We start from the raw sequence: 23,849 nt of genomic DNA, 5'->3' as shown, positions 1-23,849 counted from the left end.
GCACGGGTGATCATGCACCCCACCGAGCGGACGGGGGAGCGGGCGGCGGTCAGGCGAGGTCGAGGAGGTGGTAGACCTCGACGGGCTCGGCCTTTCCTTTCAGGCTGAGCAGTCCGAGCGACTCGGTGCGGGCCTGCGGTAGTAGCGCTTTCGTGGCCGGGCCGATGGCGACGCCTCCGCCGGGCGCCTTGCCCTCGATTCGCGACGCCACGTTGACCGTGTCGCCGATGACGGTGTGCGTCCGCCCGCCCTCCGTCCCGAGCAGGCTCACCGACGCGACCCCGCTGTTGATCCCCACCCGGAACTGCGGCCAGTTCGCGTGCTCCGCCCGTACGGCGCTCGCCGCCTCCTGTAGCGCCAGCCCGGCCGCCGCCACCCGCCGCGCGTGATCCGGCTGGTCCCCGCGCTTGTTGAACGTGACCATCAGCGCATCCCCGATGATCCGGTCGACGTCCCCGCCGTGCCGCCGCACCACGGGCGGTACGACGACCTCGAAGTACGTGTTGAGCATCGCCGTGACCTCGGCCGGATCGTGGTTCTCGGAGAACGTCGTGAACCCCTGGAGGTCGGCGAACAACACGCTCAGCTCACGCCGCCCCGCCACCGTGTCCTCCTGGTACAGGTCCGCGAACCGCTCCTCGTACCACTGGATCCGGACCCCGGTCACGACCAGCACGAACGCCGCCAGCAGCAGCACGTGCCACTCCCACCACGACAGCGCCCAGTTCCGCGCGAACACCAGCGCGACCATCGCCTCTCCGAGCAGCACGAACGCGGAGATCATCGACAGGACCATCAACGACGGCCGCGTCCACCACGTCCGCAGGTACCGTCCCGCCGCCACGCCGTACAGCAAGACAGCCGGTACGGCGAGCCCGGCGAGGATGCCGTCGGCAACTTCCGGCACGGACGTGCCGTGCAGCGGCGGCAGCCGCAGTACGGAGGCCGCAGCCCAGAGACCGATCAGCACCAGCAGACCGATCCGCAGTATGCGCCCCCACCTGACACCCGAGACGGTGAGGCTGGACAGGAACGCGAACACCGACGCCAACGCAACCCCCACCGGGGTAGCGAGCGTGAACCCGGCGTTCGGCGTGTCGAGCAGCACCTTCGGCGTGGCCAGCGCGTGCAGCCCCAAGAACCCCGCCGCGGACAGGAACGCCAGCGACACGAACAGCACCCGCGCGTCACCCCGCCGCAGCGCCGCCGCACCGGTCGTGTACGCCAGTACGGCGCTCAGCGCCGCGGTGATCAGCACGAGCCAGAAGTGCGCCGGATGGTGTTCCCACCGCACGTCGAAGCGCGGCTGGCGGAGCAGCAACAGCATCCCGGCGAGCGGCACCAGCAACACGAGCGCCGTCAGCCCGACCATCGCGGGGGTGTAGACGAACCGCCGCTCAGGCATCCGACGAGACCTTCAGATGCGTGTGGATCTGCGAGACCACCACCGATCCCTCACCGACCGCGGACGCCACCCGTTTGACCGACCCGCAGCGAACGTCGCCGACCGCGAACAGCCCGGCCATCGTCGACTCGTACGGCTGCGGCGGCCGGCTCTCCTGCCACAGCGGACTCACACCGGCATCCGACCCGACGAGCACGAAGCCCCGCTTGTCCCGCCCGACCTCGGCCGGAAGCCAGTTCGTTCCGGGTACGGCGCCGATCATCACGAACAGCCCGTCCGCCGGCACCGTGTCCTCGTCACCGCTCCGCCGGTCCCGCAACGTCACGTGCTCCAGCCTGCCGTCGCCGCCACCCCCGACGACCTCGCTGGACGCCCGGAGGGTCACGTTGTCCGCCGCGTCGATCGCGTCGATGAGGTACTGCGACATGCTCGCCGAGAGGTCCTCGCCGCGGATCACCAGCAGCACGTGGCGGCAGTACCGGGCCAGGTGCAGCACCGCCTGACCGGCCGAGTTCCCGCCGCCGACGACGCACGCGTCCCGATCCTTCAGCCCGTGGGCCTCCGACACACTCGCGCCGTAGTACACGCCGTTCCCGACCAGCTTCTCCAGCGACGGTACGTCGAGACGCCGGTACGCGACGCCCGTCGCCAGGACCACCGCGCGGGCCGTCGCCTCGCCCACGTCACCGATCACCGCATGGAACCGGTTGTCACGCTTCTCCAGGCGCTCGACCGTCCGCATCAAAACGAAATGCGCGCCGAACACCCACGCCTGCTGGTACCCGCGCTGCGCCAGCTCCGACCCCCGGATCCCGCGCGAGAAGCCCAGGTAGTTCCGGATCAGCGAACTGGTCCCCGCCTGCCCGCCGATCGACTCCTGCTCCACGACCAGCGTGCGCAACCCCTCCGACGACGCGTAAACGGCCGCCGCGAGCCCCGCCGGACCGGCCCCGATGACCAGTACGTCGAACTCCGGGTCCTCGGACTCCAGCGTGGTCGGCACGCCCCACGCCTCGGCGATCTCCGCATCGGTCGGATCGTGCAGCACGGCCCCGCCGACCGCAGGCATCCACACCAGTACGCCGGCACCGGGATCCGGCTCGTCGAGGAACTGCAGTACGTCGTTCGCGAGCGCCGAGCCGCTCTCCCGGAACGCGCTCGGGATCCCGTTGCGGGCGAGCAGGCTGCGCACGGCCTGACCGCGGACCGAGTTGCCCGCCGCGATCACGACGACCTCACGCAGGTTCGCGACCTCGTACCGCGACCACTCCTGGACGAACTCGGCCACCGTCCGGTGGAACAGCTCGTCGTGGCCGATCCACGGTTTGAGCACGTAGTAGTTGATGTCGCCGACCGACATCGCGGACAGGATCGCGGACGCGGTGGTGCGATCGGCCCACGCGCCCCACTCGATCAGCAGCGCGCGGCGCGCGTCCGGATGCAGTGTCCGCGACGCCGCCAGGATCTCGGCGCGTTCGTCGTCGGGCAGCGCGTGGTCGACCAGCACCACGGCGACCCGCTGTTCCCACTCGTGGGCCCGTCGCAGGCAGTCGAGCGCCTCGGCGGCCGTCAGTTCGCCCCGGACCCGGAAATCGGCTCCGAAGCCACGGTCCAGCTCTGTCTCGCATCGCTCCAGACGCTCCGGGTCAGCGTCGACGACGAGCAGCAACGGCCGGGCCGCACGCAGCCTCGGCCTTCCCCCGGGTTCCCCACCCATGGTTGTGACGGTAGGTCCGGACCATGACCGCCGCAATGGTCAAAACGTTTGTTCGCCGGGGTCCTGTCCGCCCCAGTGGGACAGGCCCCCGGCGAAACCTCAGTTGTCGGCCTGGGTCAGTTAACGCTGACGGCGGACCAGGCGGCGGCGACCGCGGCCCGCTCCGGGCTCGTCGCGCCGTACAAGTCGGTGGCCGCGTTCAGCGTCGCGGTCCGGGCCTGCGCGTACGTCGTACCGGTCGTCATGTACGTCGTCAGCGCACGGAACCAGATCTTGCCGAGCTTGTCGCGGCCGATGCCGGTGAGCGTCGAGCCGTTGCAGGTCGGCGAGTTGTGCGGCAGACCGCCGATGGTCTTGGCGCCGCTGCCCTCGGCGAGCAGGTACGCGAAGTGGTTCGCGACACCGGAGGAGTAGTGCACGTCCAGGTTGCCGACACCGGAGGACCAGCAGTCGACGGAGTTGCCGTCCTTGCTGGGCTTGTCCATGTAGCGCAGCGCCGGGCGGTCCTTCATGATCTTCTCGCCGATGTAGTAGTCACCGGGGTCGGACGTGTTGTTCGAGTAGAACTCGACCAGGGTGCCGAAGATGTCGCTGGTCGCCTCGTTCAGGCCGCCGGACTCACCGGAGTACGTGAGGTTCGCGGTGTGCTCGGTGACGCCGTGGGACATCTCGTGGCCGGCCACGTCGATCGAGACCAGCGGACCCGCGACGACGTTGTCGCCGTCGCCGTACGTCATCTGCTTGCCGTCCCAGAACGCGTTCACGTAGTTCGAGCCGTAGTGGACGCGGCTCGGGACGCCCTTGCCGTCGCCGAAGATGCCGTTGCGGCCGTGCTGGTTCTTGAAGTAGTCGTACGTCGTCGCGGCGCCGTAGTGCGCGTCGACGGCGGCCGAGGCGCGGTCGGCGTTCGTGCCGTTGCCCCAGTGGTTGTCGGCGTCGACGAACCGGGTCGGCGCCGTACAGCCGATGCCGAAGAGCTGGCACCAGATCGAGTCGATCTTGTTGTTCGCGTCGGCGGTGTAGCCGTTGCCGCGGGCGGCGTCGGTCAGCGTGAAGCCGCCGGTCGCGGTGCTGGTCGTGAGCGGCACGGTCCCGGAGTACAGGCTCCTGCCGTCACCGTCGGCCGTCTGGACGTGCTGCTCGCTGAGGAGCTTCGCGCCGGTCAGGGCGTCGACGGTCGTGGTGATGCGGCTCGGCGTACCGTCGGCCTGGATCCCGGCCGTGGTGACCAGGTAGGCCAGCCGCGGCGCGCCCTTGCGGGCCTCGATCACCAGCGTCGGCTTGCCCTCTGCCTTGGCGCCCTTGGTGAGGGCCTTGGCGGTGGCGGTTGCGACGCTGACCTTCGGCGTGCGGCTGACGTTCGCGCTCCTGGTCAGCGTCAGGCTGGCGCCCTTGAAGGCGCCGTCCTTCGTCTGATGAACGACGATGTCGCCGCCGAGGACCGGGAGGCCGCCGATCGTGCGATCCATCCGGACGTGGCTGGTGCCGTCCCGGTCGACGATCACGTCCTTGACCACGAACGCGTCGGCCGTGGTGGCCCGCACCGTCGTCAGGTTGCTCGTGATCGCGGCCCGGGCGTTGGCCACGGCCGCGGCGGGGGTCGGGACCGGGGACGCCGTCGGCGCGCCGGTCGCGGTGGTGGCGCTGGTCAGTCCGAGGGCGGTGGTGGTCGCCACTGCGGTAGCAGCGGCGAACAGGGCGGATCTGTTCATCCTCGCGCTCCTTGTCAGGTGTCCCGGGGGCCTCACGCCCCAGGAACGAGGTGCACGAACGTTACCGCCCGGTCACCTACCGTGGCCAGAGGTCGGGAAAACTTGCCTTTCCCGCACGGTTCCAGGAAATCGCGCCGCATTGTCCGGGTGACCCGATACGGTCGCGGAATGGCGAAGAGCACAGCGGTGATGCTCACCGTGGGGGAGCGCGAGGTCCGGGTCTCCAGCCCGGACCGGGTGGTGTACGAGACGACGGAATGGGCGCCGGAGGTCACGAAGCTGCAGGTCTGCGAGTACTTCGCCGGTGTGGCCGACGCGTTCATGAAGGCATCCGGTGACCGTCCGGTCGCGCTGGAGCGCTGGCCCGGCGGCTGGCGCGAGGGCATGACACTTTCGGTGGACTCGATCGGCCGCCAGACGGGCGACGGGTTCTACTCGAAGCGTCTTCCGAAGGGCGCGCCGGAGTGGATCGAGACCTGCCGCGTGCTGACGCCGAACGGCCGTCCGATCGACGAGCTGTGCCTCACCGAGCCCGCAGCCGCGGTCTGGGCGGCGCACATGGGCACGCTGACCTTTCACCCGTGGGCCGTCCGCAGGAGCGACCTGGAGCATCCCGACGAGCTGCGCATCGACCTCGATCCGCAGCCGGGTGCGACCTTCGCGGACGCCCGGCGGGTGGCCGGCGTCGCCCGGGAGCTGCTCGAGGAGCTCGGGCTGCGGGGCTATCCGAAGACCAGCGGCAACCGCGGCATCCACATCTATGTCCGGATCCGCCCGGAGTGGTCCTTCGACGAGGTCCGGCACGCCGCGATCGGTCTCGGCCGCGAGCTCGAGCGCCGCGACGACCGGGTGACCACGGCCTGGTGGAAGGAGGAACGCAGCGAGTCGTCGATCTTCCTCGACTTCAACCAGAACCTCCGCGACCGCACGGTCGCCGGCGCGTGGTCCCTGCGGCCGCGGCCGGGCGCGCCGGTCAGTACGCCGATGACGTGGGAGCGGCTCGCGGAGGTCGACGACCCGCGGGCGTTCAACCTGCACACGGTCCCGGAGTACCTCGCCGACGGCGACCCGTGGGCGGACATGGACGACACGGCGTACCCGCTCGACCCGCTGCTGCGCCTCTGGGAGGAGCTGCCCGGCGGCGAGCTGAACTTCCCGCCGGACTACCCGAAGATGCCGGGCGAGCCGCCTCGGGTGCAGCCCAGCAAGAAGGTCGCCGAGCACTGGGACGAACACGGCAACCGGATCGCCACCGACTGACACTTTTCGGGTCTGTCTCGTCGGGGTGGGTGTCAACATCTTCACTCGCTAGGAGAGACACCTGTTATGGATGCACGTCTGGATCTGTTCACCAACCCGGTTCTCGGCAAGTTCATCAAGCACGTGAACGCGGCGGCCGGGGTGGCCACCAGCGCCGGGGTGCCGCTCGGCACGCTCGAGCTGATGGAGCTGCGGATCAGCCAGATCAACGGTTGTGCGGTCTGCGTCGACATGCACGCGAAGGAGCTCGCGCATCACGGCGAGACGACGGTCCGCATCAACCTCGTCGCGACGTGGCGCGAGGCCACCGTCTTCACCGAGGCGGAGCGCGCCGCACTCGCCCTGGCCGAGGCCGGGACCCGGCTTGCCGACGCCGCCGGGGGAGTGCCCGACGAGGTGTGGCTCGAGGCCACCAAGCACTACGACGAGGAGCAGCTGGCCGCTCTGGTCGCGGTGATCGCCGGCATCAACACCTGGAACCGCCTCAACATCATCACGGCGCAGCCCGCCACCGGCGAGTACGTGCCGGGACAGTGGGGCTGAGCTCCCGGCTCAGATGGTTCGCAGCGCCCCGCCGTCGATCGGGATGATGGCACCGGTCAGGTACGACGCGGCGGGGGACAGCACGAACGCGGCGACCCGGCCGAACTCGTCCGGGTCGCCGTAGCGGCGCAGCGGAATGGTCTTCTCGGAGGCGCGACGGGCCGCGTCGGGATCGCCGGACTTGCCGTCCAGCTCCCGGAGCCGGTCGGTCGCGATCCGGCCCGGCATCAGCCCGTTGACCCGGGTGCCGTTCGGGCCGAGCTCGTCGGCGAGCGTCTTCGCGACCATCGCCAGGCCCGGGCGCAGACCGTTCGAGATCGCCAGCCCGTTGATCGGCGACTTCACCGACGATGACAGCACGAACGCGATCGACGTACCCTCCGACCCCGTCCGCGCGACGGCGCGGGCGATCCGCAGACTGCCGAGGAACACGCTGTCGAACGCCGCCCGCCAGTCCTCCTCGTCGGTGTCCAGCGCGGTCCCGGCGCGCGGCCCGCCGACGCTGATCAGGGCGCCGTGCAGCGCACCCCACTTGGCGATCGCGGTCGCGGCCAGCCGCTCGGCGCTGTCCGGCTCGGCGTTGTCGACCGGGATGCCGACGACGTTCTCGCCGAGCTCGGCGGCGGCCCGGCTGATCGACTCCTCGTTACGGCTGGAGATCACCAGCCGCGCGCCTTCGGCGGCAAGAGCCTTCGCGGTGGCGAAGCCGAGTCCGGCGCTGGCGCCGGTGACGATGTAGGTGCGATCGCGCAGTCCGAGGTCCACGGCACCATCCTGCCGCACCGCACCCGGTCGCGCACCTCGACCGTTCGTGGCCAACGGCAAGAGTCGGGTCCGCCGGCGGCTGTCAGTACGCCGACTTGCGCAGCGGCGACTCGGCCGTGTTCAGGTGCCAGGCGGTGTTCACCAGGCCGAGATGCGAGAAAGCCTGCGGGAAATTGCCGAGCATCCGCCCAGAACTCACGTCGTACTCCTCGGCGAGCAGGCCGACGTCGTTGCGTAGAGCAACGAGCTTGTCGTACAGGTCGCGGGCCTCGCCGACCCGCCCGATCATCGCGAGCGCATCGGCCAGCCAGAACGAGCAGATCAGGAACGTGCCCTCGCTGCCGGCCAGTCCGTCGTCGGTCTGCTCGGTCAGGTACCGCCGGACGAACCCGTCCGCGGCCAGCTCGCGCTGCACCGCCTCCACCGTCCCGATCACCCGCGGATCGTCGGCCGGCAGGAAGCCGACCTGCGGGATCAGCAGGACGGCGGCGTCGAGCGCCTTGCTCCCGTACGCCTGCGTGAACGTGTTGCGCTCGGAGTCGAACGCCTGCTCGCAGACCGCCCGATGGATCTCGTCGGCCTTCGCCCGCCATTCCTTGGCCGGCCCGCTCAGCCCGAACCGCTCGACCGCCCGCGCGGCCCGGTCGAACGCGACCCAGGCCATCACCTTCGAGTACGTGAAGTGCTGCCGCCCGCCGCGGACCTCCCAGATCCCCTCGTCGGGCTCGTCCCACACGTCCTCCAGCCGGCGCATCAGGCCGCGCTGCAGCTGCCATGCCTCGTCGCTCGACCCGATCTGCGTCTCCCGGGCCAGCGCGAGAACGTCCATCACCTCGCCGAACACGTCGATCTGCAGCTGTTCCGCGGCCGCGTTCCCGATCCGCACCGGGGCAGATCCACCGAACCCGGGCAGCCAGCCGGCCTCGAACTCGGTCAGCCGGCGTTCACCGGTCACGCCGTACATGATCTGCAGGTCCGACGGCGAACCGGCGATCGCGCGCAGCAACCAGTTCCGCCACGCGTGCGCCTCGTCGGTGTAGCCGGCCCGCAGCATCGCGGACAGCGTCATCGTTGCGTCGCGCAACCAGCAGAACCGGTAGTCCCAGTTCCGCTGACCGCCGAGCTCTTCGGGCAGCGACGTCGTCGGCGCCGCGACGATACCGCCGGACGGCGCGTAGGTGAGCGCCTTGAGCGTCAGCACCGACCGGGTCACCTCGTCGCTGACCTCGGCCGCGGTCTTGCTGCGCGCGATCCATTCGGTCCAGAAGGTCTCGGTCGGCTCGAGCGCCTCGAGCGCGTTCGTGGGCCGCGGCACCGGCGTGTGCGACGGGTGCCAGGTCAGCACGAACCAGGCCCGGTCGTTCGCGGAGACCCGGAAGTCGGCGTACGTCGTGAGATCGCGACCGTACTGGTGGACGTCGGACCGCAGCGACACGGCGTCAGGTCCCGCGATCGCGACGATCTGGCCGTCCGTACGGCGTACCCACGGCACCACGTGTCCGTAGTCGAACCGCAGCCGCAACGCGGAACGCATGTCGACGGACCCGCTGATGCCCTCGACGATCCGCACCACGTCCGGCGCGGTGTCCCGGGGCGGCATGAAGTCGATGACCCGCACCGAGCCGGTCGACGTCGACCACTCGGTCTCCAGCACCAGCGTGTCGCCGCGGTAGTGCCGGCTGCTGACCGCGTCCGCGTTCTGCGGCGCGATCCGCCAGTGCCCGTTGTCGTCGGTGCCGAGCAGAGCGGCGAAGCAGGCGGGGGAGTCGAACCGCGGGAAGCACAACCAGTCGATCGAGCCCTGCCTCGACACCAGAGCGGCGGTCTGCAGGTCACCGATCAGCGCGTAGTCCTCAATCCGGCGCGCCGGCACGGGCCTCCGGCCGATCGGCGACTTCTGGCTGCCGCTGCGCGGATTTGTCACTACGAGCCTCCTGCCGGGAGAAATAGACGAGTCCACCGATCGCCAGCAGCGCGAAGAAGAACCACTGCAGTGCGTAGAAGAAGTGTGGACCGTCGTCGATCTCCGGGCCCGGGAACCCGCCGAGCGCCGGGTCATTGGCCGGTTTCTGCTCGGTCACCATCAGGTAGCCGTCGTACAGGTCGAGCCCGAGGACCTTCGCGTAGTCGGGCCCGTTGATGAGCCGCGCCGTACCGCCCTCCGGCGTGCCGCCGGTCGTCCGGCCGCCGCGCTCGCTGCGCTGCAGGCGGCCGGTGACCGTCACCTCGCCGGTCGGTACGGCGGGGACGTGCTGTGGCATCAGCTCCGAGCTCTGCCGGGCCAGGAAGCCCCGGTCGACCAGGATCGCCTTCCCGTCGGGCAGGATCAGCGGCGTGACGACCTCGAAGCCGGGCTTGTCGCGCACGTTGCGGTACTTCAGGATCACCTGCTTCGAGGCGTCGTACCGCCCGGTGACGACCGCGGTCCGCCAGGCGTGCTGGTCGCCGACGACGCCCTGCGGGCCGACGATCTCGCCGATCGGCGCCGGCGGCGCGGCCAGGTTGGTCCGGGTCACCTCGTTGCGTGTCTTGCGCTCGTCGAGGCGGTGCAGCTGCCAGCGGCCCAGCTGCACGCACGCGCCGGTGAGGACCAGGATCGCCAGCGCGGCGGCGATCCAGCGGACGTTCATCATGCGACCCACGTCTCGAACTTAAGCCATCCCCTGAAACTGCCGGCGCGCGGCACGTACGCTGGGGTGATGACGGTGATCCAGGACACGCAGCTCCAGGACACGCAGGGGACGGGCCTGGCGGACAACTACGGCCGGGTGGCGACCGACCTGCGGGTCTCGCTCACGGACCGTTGCAACCTGCGCTGCACGTACTGCATGCCCGAGGAGGGCCTGGACTGGCTCGCGAAGCCCGAGCTGCTGACCGACGACGAGGTGGTCCGGCTCGTCACGGTCGCCGTCACCCAGCTGGGCGTCCACGAGATCCGCTTCACCGGCGGCGAACCGCTGCTGCGCCGCGGCCTGGTGGACATCGTCGCCCGTACGACGGCCCTCGCGCCTCGGCCGGAGGTGTCGCTGACCACCAACGGCATCGGCCTGGCCCGGCAGGCGCAGGCGCTGAAGGACGCCGGTCTGGACCGCGTGAACGTGAGCCTCGACACCGTCGACCCGGACACGTTCAAGCGGCTGACGCGGCGGGACCGGATGAAGGACGTGCTGGCCGGGCTGACCGCGGCCCAGGAGGCGGGCCTGACCCCGGTGAAGGTGAACGCCGTCCTCATGCGCGGCCTGAACGAGGCCGAAGCGCCGCAACTGCTGGAGTTCTGCCTCGAGCACGGCTACGAACTGCGGTTCATCGAGCAGATGCCGCTGGACGCGCAGCACGGCTGGGACCGGGCGACGATGGTGACCGCGGACGAGATCCTCGCCCAGCTCACCGATCGGTTCCACCTGACGCCGGACGACGCCTCGAAGCGGGGGAGCGCGCCGGCCGAGTCGTTCCTGGTCGACGGCGGTCCGCAGACGGTCGGCATCATCGCGTCCGTCACGCGGCCGTTCTGCGGGGACTGCGACCGGGTCCGGCTGACCGCCGACGGTCAGGTCCGCGACTGCTTGTTCGCGCGCACCGAGTCCGATCTGCGGACGGCGCTGCGGGCCGGTGCCGACGACGCCGAACTGGCCGACCGCTGGCGGCGTGCGATGCGCGGCAAACTGCCGGGTCACGGCATCAACGACCCGAGCTTCCTGCAACCGTCGCGCCCGATGTCCGCGATCGGCGGCTGAAACCGCACAACCGGCCTAATCCGGAAATGTGCTTTTTCCTATCGGTTCTGCGCGTCGCGCTCGACATTCAGTCGGTGAAAGGTTCGACCTCGCGCAGGAATGACCGCCGTCCGAGGAAGTCCGACAGGCTCTCCTTGTGCTCGTCACAGGCGAGCCAGGTCTTCCGCCGGTCGGGGGTGTGGATCTTCGGGTTGTTCCACAGCAACGCCCAGGTGGCGGCGTTGCCGCAGCCCCTGGCGGAGCAGACGGCCGGCGCGGTCGGTGCGGCTTCATCGGTCATCCGCAGGTGCCATTCCTCTGCATTCCTGATGCCTCAATAATCAATAGCTGGACAAAATGAAGCGACGTCGGACAGCCACGGGGGGAGCCGTCCGACGCCGCATCAAGTCTCTGAATTCCACTGCTGAACTTCAGAGCACGCGGGAGATTCTGACACGAATCAGTCCAAGTTTTCCAGTCCCGGCCGAGATCACTTTTCGGTGTCGGCCGGACGGTCGCCGGACGCCCCTTCGTCGTGCGGTACGACGACCGTCGGACGGTCCCCGATCGCGGGCCGTGCGGGCGCCAGGTACGGGTCCGGGGCGGGCTGTGTCGCGGACCGATGAGCATTCGCCAGGACCACCGCGAAGTACGGCAACGCGATCGCGCCGACGACGAACATCCAGCGCCACGGCGACGGCGTCAGCACGGCCAGCACGAAGCACGCGATCCGGATCGACATCATCCACGCGTACCGCACGATCCGGCTGTCCAGATCCTCCGAGCGGCCGGGCTGCGCACTCGTCACCGAAATGACGGTCGCGCCGCTCCGCTCACGGTGCTTCGACATCTATCCTCCTCACCAAGAACAACGGTACGCCGCGCCTGCCGCCTCGGCGCAGCCAGGCTGAAGAGAGGTTCGTCATGACCGATCGCACCTATCGCGTGACCGAGATCGTGGGCACTTCCAAGGAGGGCCTGAACCAGGCGATCACCAACGGGATCACCCGCGCCGGCGAGACGCTGCGGCACCTGGACTGGTTCGAGGTCACGGACATCCGCGGCCACCTCGCGGACAACCAGATCGACCACTATCAGGTGACGATGAAGGTCGGCTTCCGCCTCGAGGACTCCTAAGTCCGGCCTCACCGGCGCGGTGGGATAGCGTTCCTCCGACCGACGACGTGAGGAGGGCTTGTGGGCAGGTCTGTGTTGGTGACCGGTGGCAGCCGGGGCATCGGGCTGGCGATCGCGAACGCGTTCAAGGAGGCGGGCGACCAGGTCGCCGTCACCTACAACACCAGCCCGCCGCCGGAGGGCTTCCTCGGGGTCAAGTGCGACATCACCGACCAGGAGCAGGTCGACGCCGCCTTCGACACGATCGCCGAGCAGCACGGCCCGGTCGAGGTCCTGGTGGCGAACGCCGGCATCACCCGCGACACGCTGCTGCTGCGGATGTCCGACGACGACTGGGACTCGGTGATCGAGACCAACCTCAGCGGCTCGTTCCGGGTCGCCCGCCGCGCCGCGAAGGGCATGCTGCGGCTGCGCAAGGGCCGGATCGTGTTCATCTCCTCGGTGGTCGGCCTGCTCGGCTCACCCGGCCAGGTGAACTATGCGGCCAGCAAGTCCGGCCTGATCGGCATGGCCCGCTCGATCGCCCGTGAGCTGGGCAGCCGCGGCATCACCGCGAACGTGGTCGCGCCCGGTTTCGTCGAGACCGACATGACCGCGGTGCTGCCGGAGGAGACCCAGAAGCAGTACCTGAGCCAGATCCCGCTCGGCCGCTTCGGCCTGACCGAGGAGATCGCGAACGCGGTCCGCTGGCTGTCGTCCGAGGAGGCCGGCTACATCACCGGCGCGGTGATCCCGGTCGACGGCGGCATCGGCATGGGCAACTAACGACCTCATTCATCGAGCTGTGCATTTTCAGGAGGGAGGCATGCCGGTGGGCATCCTCGACGGCAAACGCATCCTCGTCGCGGGCGTCACGCTCGATACGTCGATCGGTTTCGCGACCGCCAAAGTGGCGCAGGAGCAGGGCGCGACCGTCCTGATCTCCAACTTCGGCCGCGCGCTGAGCATCACCAAGCGGATCGCGAAACGCCTGCCGCAGGAGCCGCCCGTCCTCGAGCTGGACGTCACGGACCCGGAGCACCTGGCCGCGCTGCCGGACGCCGTCCGCGAGCACGTCGACGGCCTGGACGGCGTCGTGCACTCGATCGCGTACGGCAACCCGGAGACCATCCTCGGCGGCAAGTTCCTGGACGGGCCGTGGGACGACGTGGCGCAGGCCGTGCACGTGTCGGCGTACAGCCTGAAGTCGCTCGCGGTCACCTGCGCGCCGCTGATGAGCCGTGGCGGCAGCGTGGTCGGGATGACCTTCGACGCGACCGTGGCCTGGCCCGGGTACGACTGGATGGGTGTCGCGAAGGCGGCGCTCGAGTCCACGAACCGGTACCTGGCGCGTGACCTCGGTGCGCAGGGCATCCGGTGCAACCTGGTGTCGGCCGGCCCGCTGAAGACGCTGGCGGCGAAGGCGATCCCGGGCTTCGAGAAGTTCGAGGAGCCGTGGCTCGACCGCGCTCCGCTGGGTTGGGACCCGTCCGACCTGGAGCCGACCGGACGCACCATCGTCGCCCTGCTCAGTGACTTCTTCCCCGCGACCACCGGCGAGATCGTGCACGTCGACGGCGGCTACCACGCGATGGGAGCGTAGTGGCGACTTCTCTGGTAGAGCTCCGCGTTCTCGACGGCGCCAACCTCTACTTCAGTCGTGCCGCGGTCAAGCTGACGCTCGACGTCTCGGCGCTCGCGGACGCCCCCGCACCGGCGGCGAAGGCCTACGCGCAGGCGATCGGCCTCGGCGCCACCCGTCCGGGCCGGATCGGGTCCGGGTTCCGGCAGCGGTTCGCGATCCGCGTTCTCGGACACGTCGTACGGCGGATCGCCCGGGAGGCCGGGATCGGGCGGATCGGCGTCCGGGTCCGCCCGGAGTCCGACGTACGGCGGCTCGTGGTGGCCTTCCCGTGGGCGCACGAAGGCCGGGCGCGAGCGCTCGGCGCGGCCATCGTCGAGGTCCTGGACGCGTTCAGCCCCGACGGCACCGACGATCTGAGTGAGCTGATCGCAGCCGTCGGGGAGCGGGTCCGCGACGAACCGCCGGGCAACCCGCCGCCGACGCTGCGGCCGAAGGTGCCGGTGGTCGCGGTCACCGGGACGAACGGCAAGACCACGACGTCGCGGATGATCGCGCACATCGGCCGCGCCGCCGGCCTGCACGTCGGCTGGTCGAGCACCGACGGCGTGTACTTCGACGGCGAACTGGTGAAGTACGGCGACTTCTCCGGGCCGAGCGGCGCGGGACAGGTGCTGTCGCAGCCCGGCATCCAGCTCGCGGTGACCGAGACCGCCCGCGGCGGGATCCTGCGCCGCGGGATCGGGATCGCGTACAACGACGTCTCGGTCGTCACGAACGTCACCGCCGACCACCTCGGCCTCGGCGGGATCGACACCGTCGACCAGCTGGCCGAGGTGAAGGCGGTCATCACCCAGATCACCCGGCCGCGCGGCTGGTGCGTGGTGAACGGTGACGACCCGCGGACGTTCGCGATGCGGCTCGGCTCGCCGGCCAAGTGCTGGGTGTTCTCGCGCGACCCGGACTCGCCGTCGATCCGCACCGTGCTCGACGAGGGCGGCCGCGCGACGACCGTGCTCGACGGATTCGTGACCGTGCTCGACACCGCCCGCGACCCGGAGCCGTTGCTCAAGGTCGCCGACGTACCGATGACGCTGTCCGGCCTGTCGCACTACAACGTCGAGAACACGCTCGCCGCGGCCTCGGCCGCGCTCGGCCTCGGGCTGCCGCGGGCGGCCGTGATCGAGGGGCTCAGCACGTTCGCGCCGAACGAGAACAACCCCGGCCGGATGAACATGTACTCGCTGCGCGACTTCACCGTCGTGATCGACCTCGCCCACAACGAGGCCGGGCTGGAGGCGCTGCTCGAGATCATGAACGGTGTCCGGCCGGCGGGCGGACGGCTGCTGCTGGCGCTCGGGTCGCCGGGGGACCGGGCCGACGACATGGTCGCGACACTCGGTGCGATGGGCGCGCGGGCGACCGACCGGATCGCGATCGGTCACAAGAGCGACTACCTGCGGGGCAGGCCGCCGGAGGAGCTCGAGGCGGTGTTCCGGGCGGGCGCGGCGTCGGTCGGTGTGGACGACGTACCGGCGTTCCCGACGGAGCTGGCGGCGGCGCAGGCGCTGGTCGCGGAGGCACAGGCGGGCGATGTGGTCGCGGTCATGTCTCTGCAGGATCGGGCGAGTCTTGACAGCTGGTTGCGGTCCGAGGGAGCTACTGTCGACACACCGGAGACCTTGAAGAGCAAGGTCGAGAGAGCCCAGCACTAACCCCGGCGGCCCGCCTGATCGGGGTGGGAACGGGGTTTGTGATGCGCTACCTGTGGTCGATCCCGGCCGCGGTGGTCGCCTGGTTCGTGGGCGGCTTCTCCGCGACGTACCTGAAGGGGCTGCCGGAGGGTACGACGTCCTTCGTGCCGCCGCGGATCGACCTGCTGGTGCTCGGCGGGTTCGCCGGCGGTGTGCTCGCGGGGCTGCTGATCGGGCGGATCCGCGTCGCCGTACCGGTGCTGCTCGTCGTTGCCGGGGGCATGTGGTGGGCCACCGGCAACGCCTTCGGAGAGCGCGATCTGCTCGTCACGTTGCTGGTGGCAAGCGCCCTCGGCGGGCTGTTCGGTGCCCTGGGCACCCGAAGCTCGGTCGTCGCGGCGTTCGCGCTGGCGCTGCCGGTCGCGTGGACCGCGCTGCGACCGGCCGAACAGCTGGCCGACTGGCGCTGGCTGTGGCAGCTGAACGGCCTGCTCGTCGGCGCCGGCCTCGCGCTGCTGCTGTACGTCGCCTGCTGGAAGCGCGGGTGGCGCTCGGCGGCGTCGTGGATCCCGCTGACCGGGTTCTACCTGGCGTGCTTCGGCGTCGTCGAGTCCGTCCGGTTGATCAGCCGCTCCACCGGGAAGCCGACGGACGCGGTCGGTGACGCGTCGACCGACGCGTTCTTCCAGTCCTTCGAGCCGATGCTCCGCGAGTACTGGCCGTGGATGGCCGTCGGCGTCCTGCTGGCGATCCCGATGGTCGCCCTCAAGCTGCGCGCTCTCCCGCCACCACCGCCACCCCCGGACCCGTACGCCGACAAGCCCAACGACGCCGTACTCTCCGACGACCTCGACTGGATCGACCAGGAAGAACCCCGCCGCCGCCTCCTACCCCGCCGCCAACCCGCCTCCTGAACCCCCATTTTTTGGCTGGTTGACCAGGCAAATCGGGGGTTCTACACCCTGAATCGGGGTGCAGAACCCCCAACTTGGTGGGTCTGCCCAGCAGAGGCGGGTGGGTGGGGTCAGCCCAGCAGGCTCTGGCCGAGCCAGCTGCCGGGCTGGAAGCCGGGTGGGAGGGCGAAGGTCGCGGAGCCGATGGTGGTGGTCCACTCGTTGAGGGCGTCGGCGGCGTCCAGGCGGGCGAGGAGGGGAAGGAACTGGCCGGCGACGTCGGCCTGGTGGCTGAGGAAGATCAGGCCTGACTCACGGGTCGCGCCGGTGTCGTGGACGTAGTTGAGGCCCTTGCGGAAGATGCGGCGGCCGTCGTTCTCCGAGTGGTGGGAGAGGCGGGCGTGCGCGTTCGGCGCGATCACGGGGCGGCCGTCTGCGTCGCGGGCCTCGAGGTCGAGCTCGTCGTGCTCGGCGGTGCCGGTGAGCGGTGCGCCGGTGGAGAGCTTGCGGCCGACGGCGCGTTCCTGTTCGGAGCGGGTGAGCTCGTCCCAGGTGTCGAGGTTCATCCGGATCCGGCGGACGACCAGCGTCGTACCTCCGCGGAACCAGTCCGGAGTTTTTGACCAGACGGTCTCGTCGAACTCCGGCGTACCGACGGCTGGGTTGCCGGTTCCGTCGACCTGGCCGAAGAGGTTGCGGCCGGTGACCGGTTTGCCGTCGGCGCCGGTGCTGTCCCAGAAGCCGTTCTGGCGCCAGATCGGTGTTGCGAACGGTTTGGCGTCCGCGATCAGGCGCCGTACGGCGTGAACCACGCTCACCGCGTCGTCTGCGCCGACCATCACCAGCAGGTCCCCGCCAGACCAGGCGGGGTCCAGGCGGTCGTGCTTCATCACCGGAAGATCGTCCAATCCCGACGGCTTCTGACCGGTCAGCTCGAACACGCGCGCGCCGAACCCGACCGTCACCGTCAGGCCTTTGTTGGCCACCGCCAGCTCCGGCGCCGTGTCGCCCGGCGCCGGACGTCCACCCGTCAGCGCGACGATGTCGCTCGTCCACAACCGCATCAACCGCCCGAGCCCGGCCCGGTCCGTGCCCACCTTGAACGCCACCAACTCCGCCGAGGCCGGCGTCCCCAGCGCGATCCCCACCTGATGTTCGCCGTACGGCGAGATAGTCCGCCCTGGACGCTCCGTTGCCTGATGCTCGGTGCCCGAGGCAACAACACCCCCGACTACCGCGCCACCGGTGACAGCCCCAGCCGCTGCCACACCCGCCAACCCGAACAACCGCCGCCGCGAGGGCATGCGCTGGGCCGAGTCCGCCGCTGTCCGCGCCGCCTCCGGCGGGGGTGAGGCGGGCGGGGGAGCGTCTGCGTTGGTCACTTGGTGGTGGGGGTGGGGTGGTAGTGCTCTTCTTCCTCGGTGAAAGCCTTCACCGGGACCTTCAGGTCGTGGGTGGTGTTGTCGGAGAACTTCAGCGTCACCGGGACCTCGTCGCCCGGCTTCAACTGCTGCTTCAGGGACATCAGCATGATGTGGTCGCCGCCGGGGGAGAGGTGGGTGTGGGACCCGGCGGGGACGTTCACGCCGCCCGCCTTCTCGCGCATGACCATCTTCCCGTCCTGCATCGCCATCTCGTGCAGCTGGACCATCCCGGCGACCGGTGACGTCGCCGACGTCAGCTTCACGTCCTTGTCGCCGGGATTCGTCAGCGACAGGAACGCGGCCGTCATGGTGGCGTCCTTCGCCCCGGTCGTCGCCCGCACCCAAGCGTCCTCGATCAGCACGCCCGGCGTGGTCGCCGCCGCCTGCTGGGCAGCCGGCTTCTCCTCCGAACCGCACGACGCCAGCAGGAACGGCACAGCGATCAACGCAACAGTCAGCAACTTCGTCTTCACGGAACGGCCAACGAGACTTGCCCTAGGCAAGTTCCCGTGCCGCCTCTACTGTGACCTCTTCGTCGGGCTGGACGTAGTCCGGATCGCCGCCCTCGTCACCCGACCGCGCCCCGGCCTGCGCGAGATGGGAGACCGTCTCGAGTTCGGCGAGCACCGTCTGGTGCTGGTCGACGCAGAGGACGACCAGATCGCCGGGGTTCGAGCGACCGAGGGCGTGCCGGACCGCGGTCAGCTCGTCCAGCTCGATGTCCACCTGGCGGCAGCGGGCGCCGTTCGCCATCGCGGACCGTACCCCGGATGCCACCAGGTCCGCCGACTCGCCGCGCTTGCGCCCGCGCAGTCGTGCGTCCTCGCGGACGACGACGACGTCGAAGTGCTGGGCCGCGACCTCGCCCAGCTCACGGATGTCGTCGTCGCGCCGGTCGCCCGCGGTCGCGACCACGCCGATCCGCGACGGCCGCCCGACCTCCGACGACGCGCTCAGGCTCTCGCCGATCCGGTCCACGAAGTCGCCGAGCATCCGCATCGCCGGCGCGTTGTGGCAGTAGTCGACGATCACGGTCCGGCCGTCGACGTCGATCTCGTTCAGCCGGCCCGGCGACAGGTAGTACGACGTACTGAACGTCCGCAGCCCCTGCCGGATGTCGTGCAGCGACGCCCCGGCCGCGAACGCCGCCGCGGCCGCCGCCATCGCGTTCTGCACGTTCATCATCGCCCGCCCGCCGAACGTTGCCGGCAGCAAGTGGGTCCACGCGAGCTGCATCGACCGCCGCCCGTGCTTCACCACGATCATGTCGCCCAGGTCGGACCGCTCCAGCACCACGGCCCGGCCGCCGCGCCGGCAGTGTCCCTCGATGTAGTCGCGGATCTCGCTGCCCTGTTCGGCCATGCTGAACCACACGACCTGCCCCGAGCACTTCCGCCGCATCTTCCGCACCAGCGGGTCGTCGGCGTTCAGTACGGCGTACCCCGTCCGCGGCACCGCCTCGACCAGCACGGCCTTCACGTCGGCCAACTGCTCGAGCGTCTCGATCCCGCGCAGACCGAGGTGATCGGGCTGCACGTTCAGTACGACGGCCACGTCGTTGCGCTCGTACCCGAGGCCCTCGCGCAGGATCCCGCCGCGAGCGACCTCGAACACCGCGAAGTCGACCCGCGGGTTCTGCAGCACCATCCGCGCGGACTTCGGACCCGACGCGTCCTGCCGGATCACCAGCCGCTCGTCGATCACGATGCCGTCCGTCGACGTCATCCCGACCTTGCGGCCCAGCCCCTTGAACACGTGGCTGATCATCCGCGCCGTCGTGGTCTTCCCGTTCGTCCCGGTGACCGCGACGATCGGGATCCGGCTGGTCGCGCCGGGCGGGAACAGCATGTCCACCACCGGCTTCGCGATGTACTGCGGCTCGCCGACCGTCGGATTGGTGTGCATCCGGAACCCGGGCGCCGCGTTCACCTCGCAGATCGCGCCACCGGTCTCCCGCACCGGCTGGGTGATGTCGGGACAGATGAAGTCGATGCCGGCGATGTCCAGACCGATCATCCGGGCGGCCTCTTCCGCGATCTCGACGTTCTCCGGGTGCGCCTCCCAGGTCCGGTCGATGGAGATCCCACCCGTGGACATGTTGCCGGTGAGCGTCAGCTTCACCATCACGTCCTCGGGCGGTACGTCGTCCAGCTCGTAGCCCTGGTCGCGGACGAGCTGCCGCGCGGCGTTGTTGATCGTGATCCGGGTGAGGATCTTCTCGTGCCCGACGCCGCGGCGCGGGTCGGCGTTGGTGATGTCGACCAGCTCGGCCACCGTGTGGACGCCGTCGCCGACCACGTGCGCGGGCACGCGTTCGGCGATCGCCTCCATCCGGCCGTTGATGATCAGGCAGCGGTAGTCCTTGCCGGTGACGAAGTTCTCCACGATCACGAACCCGCGCCGGGACTGCTCGGCCGCGATCGGGAACGCCTCCCGGACGGCGTCGGCGTCGGCCAGGTTCAGGCAGACGCCCCGCCCGTGGTTGCCGTCGAGCGGCTTGCACACGACCGGGTACCCGATCTTGTGGGCGACCGAGACGGCCTGGTCGACGGTGCGGACCGATTCCGACCGCGGCACCGGCAGACCGGCGGACGCGAGCAGTCGCGTGGTCAGGTCCTTGTCGCTCGCGACGTCGACCGCGATCGACCCGGTCTCGGACGTCATCGTGGCCCGGATCCGCTTCGCGTGCACGCCCTGCCCGAGCTGCACCAGGCTGGCCTTGTTCAACCGGATCCACGGGATGTCGCGGGACACCGCCTCGTCCACGATCGCCTGCGTGGACGGCCCGAACGCGGTCCGCTCGGCCTGCTTGATGAACTTCTCCAGCTCGGTCGTGAAGTCGAACGCGGGCTGTCCATCCTTCATCTGGGGCTGCACGAGGTTGTTCACGAACCGTACGGCGAGTTCACCCGCCGCGAGCCCGACCGCTTCGTCGGCGTACGCGTAGGTGATGTTGTAGACGCCCGGCGTGCCCTTCACCTGCCGGGTCTTGCCGCGGCGCATGTCGTGGCCGGCCTCCTGCTGGAGCTGCAGCGCGACGTGCTCGGCGATGTGGCCGAGCCAGGTGCCTTCGTACAGCCGCTCGATGAAGCCGCCCTTGCGGCCGCGCGAGCAGTGGTGCTGGTCGAGCCGCGGGAGGTCGGCGAGCAGCTGCTCGGTGAAGCCGGGGATGGTGTTCGACGGGAACTGCTCCAGCGAACCGAGGTCGACGACCAGGTGGATCGCGGGGTCGTAGCTCCAGATGTTCGGGCCGCGGTAGACGCGGGTCTCGATGATCTTCAGGTCGGGGGACGGGGTGCCGCTGGCTTCGGTCATGCGGGTGGGGTCACTCTTCTGGTCGCGTGCGGTCGGGGAGGTCGGGGTCGGCGCCGGCCGGAATCGGCTCGGTCGCCCCCGGTCTGGACTCCCCGGCGGCAGCGGACTTGCTCCCGGTGGCCGGCTTGGCCGACTTGGTACGGCGTCCCTCCCGGCGCTTCCGCTCCGCGTAGTACCTGGGCGACACGCCCTCGGCCGCGATCTCCTTCGCCAGCCTGCGCAGGTCGGCCTCGGCGGCGGCCATCTCGGCGATCTCGGCCGCGGGCGGCTGCGGACCGTACGACAGCAGCACCCGGTTCTGCAGGTCGAACGTCGCGGTGGCCGGCAGCACGTGCAGTACGACGCCGGACGCGAGGATCGGCTCGGACCGCTTGGCGTTGTGGGCGTTCGACGTGATCCGGGTACCGTCGAAGATCGTCACCGCGCCACGGCCGACGACCTCGAGGTGGGTGCCGCGGACGACCGCCGCGGTGTCCTCGTCGACGCCGATGCCGAGCAGCCCGGGGGACTGGGCGACCAGCGACAGCAACCGGCCGTACCGGTTCCGCTGGGCGAAGTGCTGGTCGACGATCGCGCCCTGCACGAGACCGAGCCCGCCCGCCAGCTGGCTCATCCGCTGCCGGGGCGTCGCACCGGAGCGACCGAACGCGATCATGTGCTCCGCGAGGATGCTCGCGCCGGCCGACGTACCACCGACCGCGGCCCCGCGTGCGTGGGCAGCAGTCACCGCGCGGCCGAACGCCGTACCGGTGACGACGCCCGCGAGCTTGAGCTGGTTGCCGCCGGTCATGAAGATCCCGGTGGCGTCGTTCAGCGGGGCGATGAAGGCCGGGTCGTCGGCGTCCTCACGGTTCTCCGGCCGTACGCCGACGACGCTCTCGGCCCCCAGCGCGGCGAAGAGCGCGCGGTACACGTCGACGATGTCGGGACCCAGCGAGGACGCCGTGGGGACCACCACGATCCGCGCCTTGGACCCGCCCGCCGCCTCGACGAACTCCTGCAGCACCATGCGCTTCTTCAGCTTGTCCTCGGCGCCGCCGATGGCGAACAGGGCCCCCGGCCCACCCTGCAGTTCTGACATAAGGCGAAGAATAGGTGCTGACCCCCGGTGACACCGTAATCCGGTGGTCACCGGGGGCGCCGCGAGCGCTCAGCGCCCGAACGTGAACCAGTTGAGGTTGACGAAGTCGGCCGGCTGGCCGCTGGTGAAGGTGATGTAGACGTCGTGGGTTCCGGTGACCGCGGACATGTTGGCGGGCACGGTTCTCCAGGACTGCCAGCCGCCGGTGTTGGCAATCGCGAAGCTACCGATCGGGGCGTTGCTTCGACTGTCCAGGCGTACTTCGACCAGCCCGCTGACCCCACCCGCCGCACCGGACGCGACGCGGGCGACGAACTGCGTCGCCGCCGTACTGCCGAAGTTGATGCCGCGGAACAGCGCCCAGTCACCGTTGCCGATCTGCATCAGGTTCTGGCCGCCGCCCGTGTCGGTCGTGGTCTCCAGGCCCATGCCCGACTGCTGCCCGAACGACTCCGCCTGCAACGTGCTGTACGCGGAGGTGCCGCCCGGCGGGGGAGTCGTCGGGGGCGTCGTGCCACCGCCTTTCGCCGTCACCGCGACGTAGTCGACGATCATCGGCCGGTCCGGCACCGTCGACGCGCGCGGCGTGGGGCCGTTCAGCGCGTCCGGGAACGCGCCGCCGATCGCGACGTTCAGCAGGACGAAGTACCCGGCGTGCGACGTCATGTTCGACCACGTGTCGGCCGGGAACTGGCTCTGGCTGAGCGAGTGGAACTGCTGCCCGTCGACGTACCAGCGCAACTGGTTCGGGGAGACGGAAGTGTCCCACTCGAAGCGGTACGTGTGGAACGCGGACTGGCAGGTCGAGCCGGGGCACGCGCGGCTGGCGCCGAGTCCGGTGGTCTCGTTGCACGGGCCGCCCGGGTTCACGCCGCAGTGCAGCACGCCCCAGACCGAGTTGATCCCGTTGACGTTCTCCATGATGTCGAACTCGCCGATACCCGGCCAGTTCCAGTAGTTCCCGCGGTACGGCGAGCCGAGCGCCCAGAACGCGGGCCAGTAGCCGAGCGCGGCGTCACCGGTCACGTTCGGCATCTGGATCCGGCTCTCGATCGCCAGCACCCCACCCACGGGTGGCTTGAAATCGCCGCGCTGGGTCTCGATCCTGGCCGACGTCCAGTTGCCGGCCGCGTCCCGCCGCGGCGTGATCCGGAGATTCCCGGCGCCGTCCAGGGACACGTTGTTCGGGCTGTTGGTGTAGTTCTGGATCTCGCCGGTACCCCAGTTCCCGGGACCGCCCGGGTAGCCGTGACCGGTGTCGATGATCCAGTTGGAGCCCGACGGCAGACTGCCGCTGGGCCCGTCGAAGTCGTCGCTCCACACCGTCGTCCACCCAGTGGGCGGCGGTGGGACGTTGGCCTCCGCCGCGACACCGATCGAGATGACGGCAAGCAGCGGAGCGACCAGGGCGACAGCGAGGGGGCGGATACGCATGGCGACCTCCAGGGGCGGTGGATGAGGTCAATGGGAGCGCTCTCACACCGCCGTGTCAACAGTTCGTCACTACTGCGGACTCCTGCCGACGCGCGGAAGACCGAAGCTCCGTCGATGACCGGGTCTATCGTGAGTCGATGGGGGACGACGGGCAGCTGAGCGGACCGCGGAAGCTTGCCCGGGCGATCCGCAGGT

The 23,849-nt window shown here is 70.1% G+C and carries 21 protein-coding genes; 8 read left to right on the top strand and 13 right to left on the bottom strand.

All coding sequences use genetic code 11. The features are described from left to right. Positions 1-49: 49 nt before the first annotated feature. The 3 genes from BJY22_RS28970 to BJY22_RS28960 form a co-directional block, all read right to left on the bottom strand. Positions 50-1,405 carry an adenylate/guanylate cyclase domain-containing protein gene (locus BJY22_RS28970; protein WP_167212871.1) on the bottom strand — a complete coding sequence of 452 codons (1,356 nt, stop codon included), beginning with the start codon at positions 1,403-1,405 and terminating at the stop codon, positions 50-52. After that, the gene (locus BJY22_RS28965; protein ID WP_167212870.1) at positions 1,398-3,122 is read right to left on the bottom strand and encodes an NAD(P)/FAD-dependent oxidoreductase; all 1,725 of its coding nucleotides are present in this window, start codon (positions 3,120-3,122) and stop codon (positions 1,398-1,400) included. Before BJY22_RS28965 ends, BJY22_RS28970 begins: the two co-directional genes overlap by 8 nt. 116 nt (positions 3,123-3,238) lie before the next feature. Beyond that, positions 3,239-4,834: a M4 family metallopeptidase gene (locus BJY22_RS28960; protein WP_167212869.1), complete on the bottom strand. Its 1,596-nt coding sequence runs from the start codon at positions 4,832-4,834 to the stop codon at positions 3,239-3,241. A 168-nt stretch (positions 4,835-5,002) separates the two neighbouring features. Between BJY22_RS28960 and BJY22_RS28955 the strand changes: the two genes are divergently transcribed. Then, the gene (locus BJY22_RS28955; protein ID WP_167212867.1) at positions 5,003-6,094 is read left to right on the top strand and encodes a DNA polymerase domain-containing protein; all 1,092 of its coding nucleotides are present in this window, start codon (positions 5,003-5,005) and stop codon (positions 6,092-6,094) included. Positions 6,095-6,160: 66 nt separating this feature from the next. After that, positions 6,161-6,637 carry a carboxymuconolactone decarboxylase family protein gene (locus BJY22_RS28950; protein ID WP_167212865.1) on the top strand — a complete coding sequence of 159 codons (477 nt, stop codon included), beginning with the start codon at positions 6,161-6,163 and terminating at the stop codon, positions 6,635-6,637. Positions 6,638-6,646: 9 nt separating this feature from the next. Here BJY22_RS28950 and BJY22_RS28945 read toward each other — a convergent pair whose 3' ends face one another. The 3 genes from BJY22_RS28945 to BJY22_RS28935 all read right to left on the bottom strand — a co-directional run bounded on the left by BJY22_RS28945 (position 6,647) and on the right by BJY22_RS28935 (position 10,035). Continuing rightward, the gene (locus tag BJY22_RS28945; protein ID WP_167212864.1) at positions 6,647-7,402 is read right to left on the bottom strand and encodes an SDR family oxidoreductase; all 756 of its coding nucleotides are present in this window, start codon (positions 7,400-7,402) and stop codon (positions 6,647-6,649) included. An 82-nt stretch (positions 7,403-7,484) separates the two neighbouring features. Further along, positions 7,485-9,326, bottom strand: coding sequence for a glycoside hydrolase family 15 protein (locus BJY22_RS28940; protein ID WP_337759360.1), 1,842 nt, complete (start codon positions 9,324-9,326; stop codon positions 7,485-7,487). After that, positions 9,256-10,035, bottom strand: a complete 780-nt coding sequence (locus BJY22_RS28935; RefSeq protein WP_238351342.1) for an SURF1 family cytochrome oxidase biogenesis protein — start codon at positions 10,033-10,035, stop codon at positions 9,256-9,258. Before BJY22_RS28935 ends, BJY22_RS28940 begins: the two co-directional genes overlap by 71 nt. 66 nt (positions 10,036-10,101) lie before the next feature. Here BJY22_RS28935 and moaA point away from each other — a divergent pair, with 66 nt between their 5' ends. Beyond that, positions 10,102-11,136: a GTP 3',8-cyclase MoaA gene (gene moaA, locus BJY22_RS28930; protein ID WP_167212862.1), complete on the top strand. Its 1,035-nt coding sequence runs from the start codon at positions 10,102-10,104 to the stop codon at positions 11,134-11,136. Positions 11,137-11,203: 67 nt separating this feature from the next. On the opposite strand, the gene BJY22_RS28925 is transcribed toward moaA, so the two are convergent. Together BJY22_RS28925 and BJY22_RS28920 are read right to left on the bottom strand one after the other, a co-directional pair. Beyond that, the gene (locus BJY22_RS28925; protein WP_167212859.1) at positions 11,204-11,416 is read right to left on the bottom strand and encodes a hypothetical protein; all 213 of its coding nucleotides are present in this window, start codon (positions 11,414-11,416) and stop codon (positions 11,204-11,206) included. 189 nt (positions 11,417-11,605) lie between these two features. Continuing rightward, positions 11,606-11,965 carry a DUF3099 domain-containing protein gene (locus BJY22_RS28920; protein ID WP_167212856.1) on the bottom strand — a complete coding sequence of 120 codons (360 nt, stop codon included), beginning with the start codon at positions 11,963-11,965 and terminating at the stop codon, positions 11,606-11,608. 74 nt (positions 11,966-12,039) lie between these two features. On the opposite strand from BJY22_RS28920, the gene BJY22_RS28915 reads away from it, so the two are divergent. From BJY22_RS28915 to BJY22_RS28895, 5 genes are read left to right on the top strand one after another with little or no spacing between them, the layout of a single operon-like run. Further along, complete coding sequence (locus tag BJY22_RS28915) at positions 12,040-12,252, top strand: dodecin (RefSeq protein ID WP_131462027.1); 213 nt, start codon at positions 12,040-12,042, stop codon at positions 12,250-12,252. A gap of 60 nt (positions 12,253-12,312) precedes the next feature. Further along, positions 12,313-13,017, top strand: a complete 705-nt coding sequence (gene fabG / locus BJY22_RS28910) for a 3-oxoacyl-[acyl-carrier-protein] reductase (protein WP_167212853.1) — start codon at positions 12,313-12,315, stop codon at positions 13,015-13,017. Between the two features lie 46 nt (positions 13,018-13,063). Next, positions 13,064-13,834 (top strand): enoyl-ACP reductase FabI, encoded by a 771-nt coding sequence (fabI, locus tag BJY22_RS28905; RefSeq protein WP_475418543.1) that lies wholly within the window; start codon positions 13,064-13,066, stop codon positions 13,832-13,834. Continuing rightward, on the top strand, positions 13,834-15,528 hold the full coding sequence (locus BJY22_RS28900; RefSeq protein WP_167212848.1) for a Mur ligase family protein: 1,695 nt from the start codon (positions 13,834-13,836) through the stop codon (positions 15,526-15,528). The genes fabI and BJY22_RS28900 overlap by 1 nt, the downstream gene beginning before the upstream one ends. 41 nt (positions 15,529-15,569) lie before the next feature. After that, positions 15,570-16,421, top strand: coding sequence for a hypothetical protein (locus BJY22_RS28895; protein WP_167212845.1), 852 nt, complete (start codon positions 15,570-15,572; stop codon positions 16,419-16,421). A gap of 110 nt (positions 16,422-16,531) precedes the next feature. On the opposite strand, the gene BJY22_RS28890 is transcribed toward BJY22_RS28895, so the two are convergent. The 5 genes from BJY22_RS28890 to BJY22_RS28870 all read right to left on the bottom strand — a co-directional run bounded on the left by BJY22_RS28890 (position 16,532) and on the right by BJY22_RS28870 (position 23,654). Further along, positions 16,532-17,548: a Dyp-type peroxidase gene (locus BJY22_RS28890; RefSeq protein WP_337759355.1), complete on the bottom strand. Its 1,017-nt coding sequence runs from the start codon at positions 17,546-17,548 to the stop codon at positions 16,532-16,534. A 230-nt stretch (positions 17,549-17,778) separates the two neighbouring features. Beyond that, entirely contained in the window at positions 17,779-18,297 is a 519-nt protein-coding gene (locus BJY22_RS28885) for a copper chaperone PCu(A)C domain-containing protein (RefSeq protein WP_167212839.1), read from the bottom strand. A 22-nt stretch (positions 18,298-18,319) separates the two neighbouring features. Further along, positions 18,320-21,139, bottom strand: a complete 2,820-nt coding sequence (cphA, locus tag BJY22_RS28880; RefSeq protein ID WP_167212836.1) for a cyanophycin synthetase — start codon at positions 21,137-21,139, stop codon at positions 18,320-18,322. Positions 21,140-21,149: 10 nt separating this feature from the next. Continuing rightward, complete coding sequence (locus BJY22_RS28875) at positions 21,150-22,220, bottom strand: cyanophycinase (protein WP_167212833.1); 1,071 nt, start codon at positions 22,218-22,220, stop codon at positions 21,150-21,152. A gap of 69 nt (positions 22,221-22,289) precedes the next feature. Further along, positions 22,290-23,654 (bottom strand): glycoside hydrolase family 16 protein, encoded by a 1,365-nt coding sequence (locus BJY22_RS28870; RefSeq protein WP_167212830.1) that lies wholly within the window; start codon positions 23,652-23,654, stop codon positions 22,290-22,292. Between the last annotated feature and the right edge of the window lie 195 nt (positions 23,655-23,849).

Origin of the sequence: Kribbella shirazensis, assembly GCF_011761605.1 — a bacterium.
Taxonomy (GTDB): domain Bacteria; phylum Actinomycetota; class Actinomycetes; order Propionibacteriales; family Kribbellaceae; genus Kribbella; species Kribbella shirazensis.
Note: the sequence above shows the minus strand (reverse complement) of the source record. Positions and strands in the feature narration are given on the sequence as shown.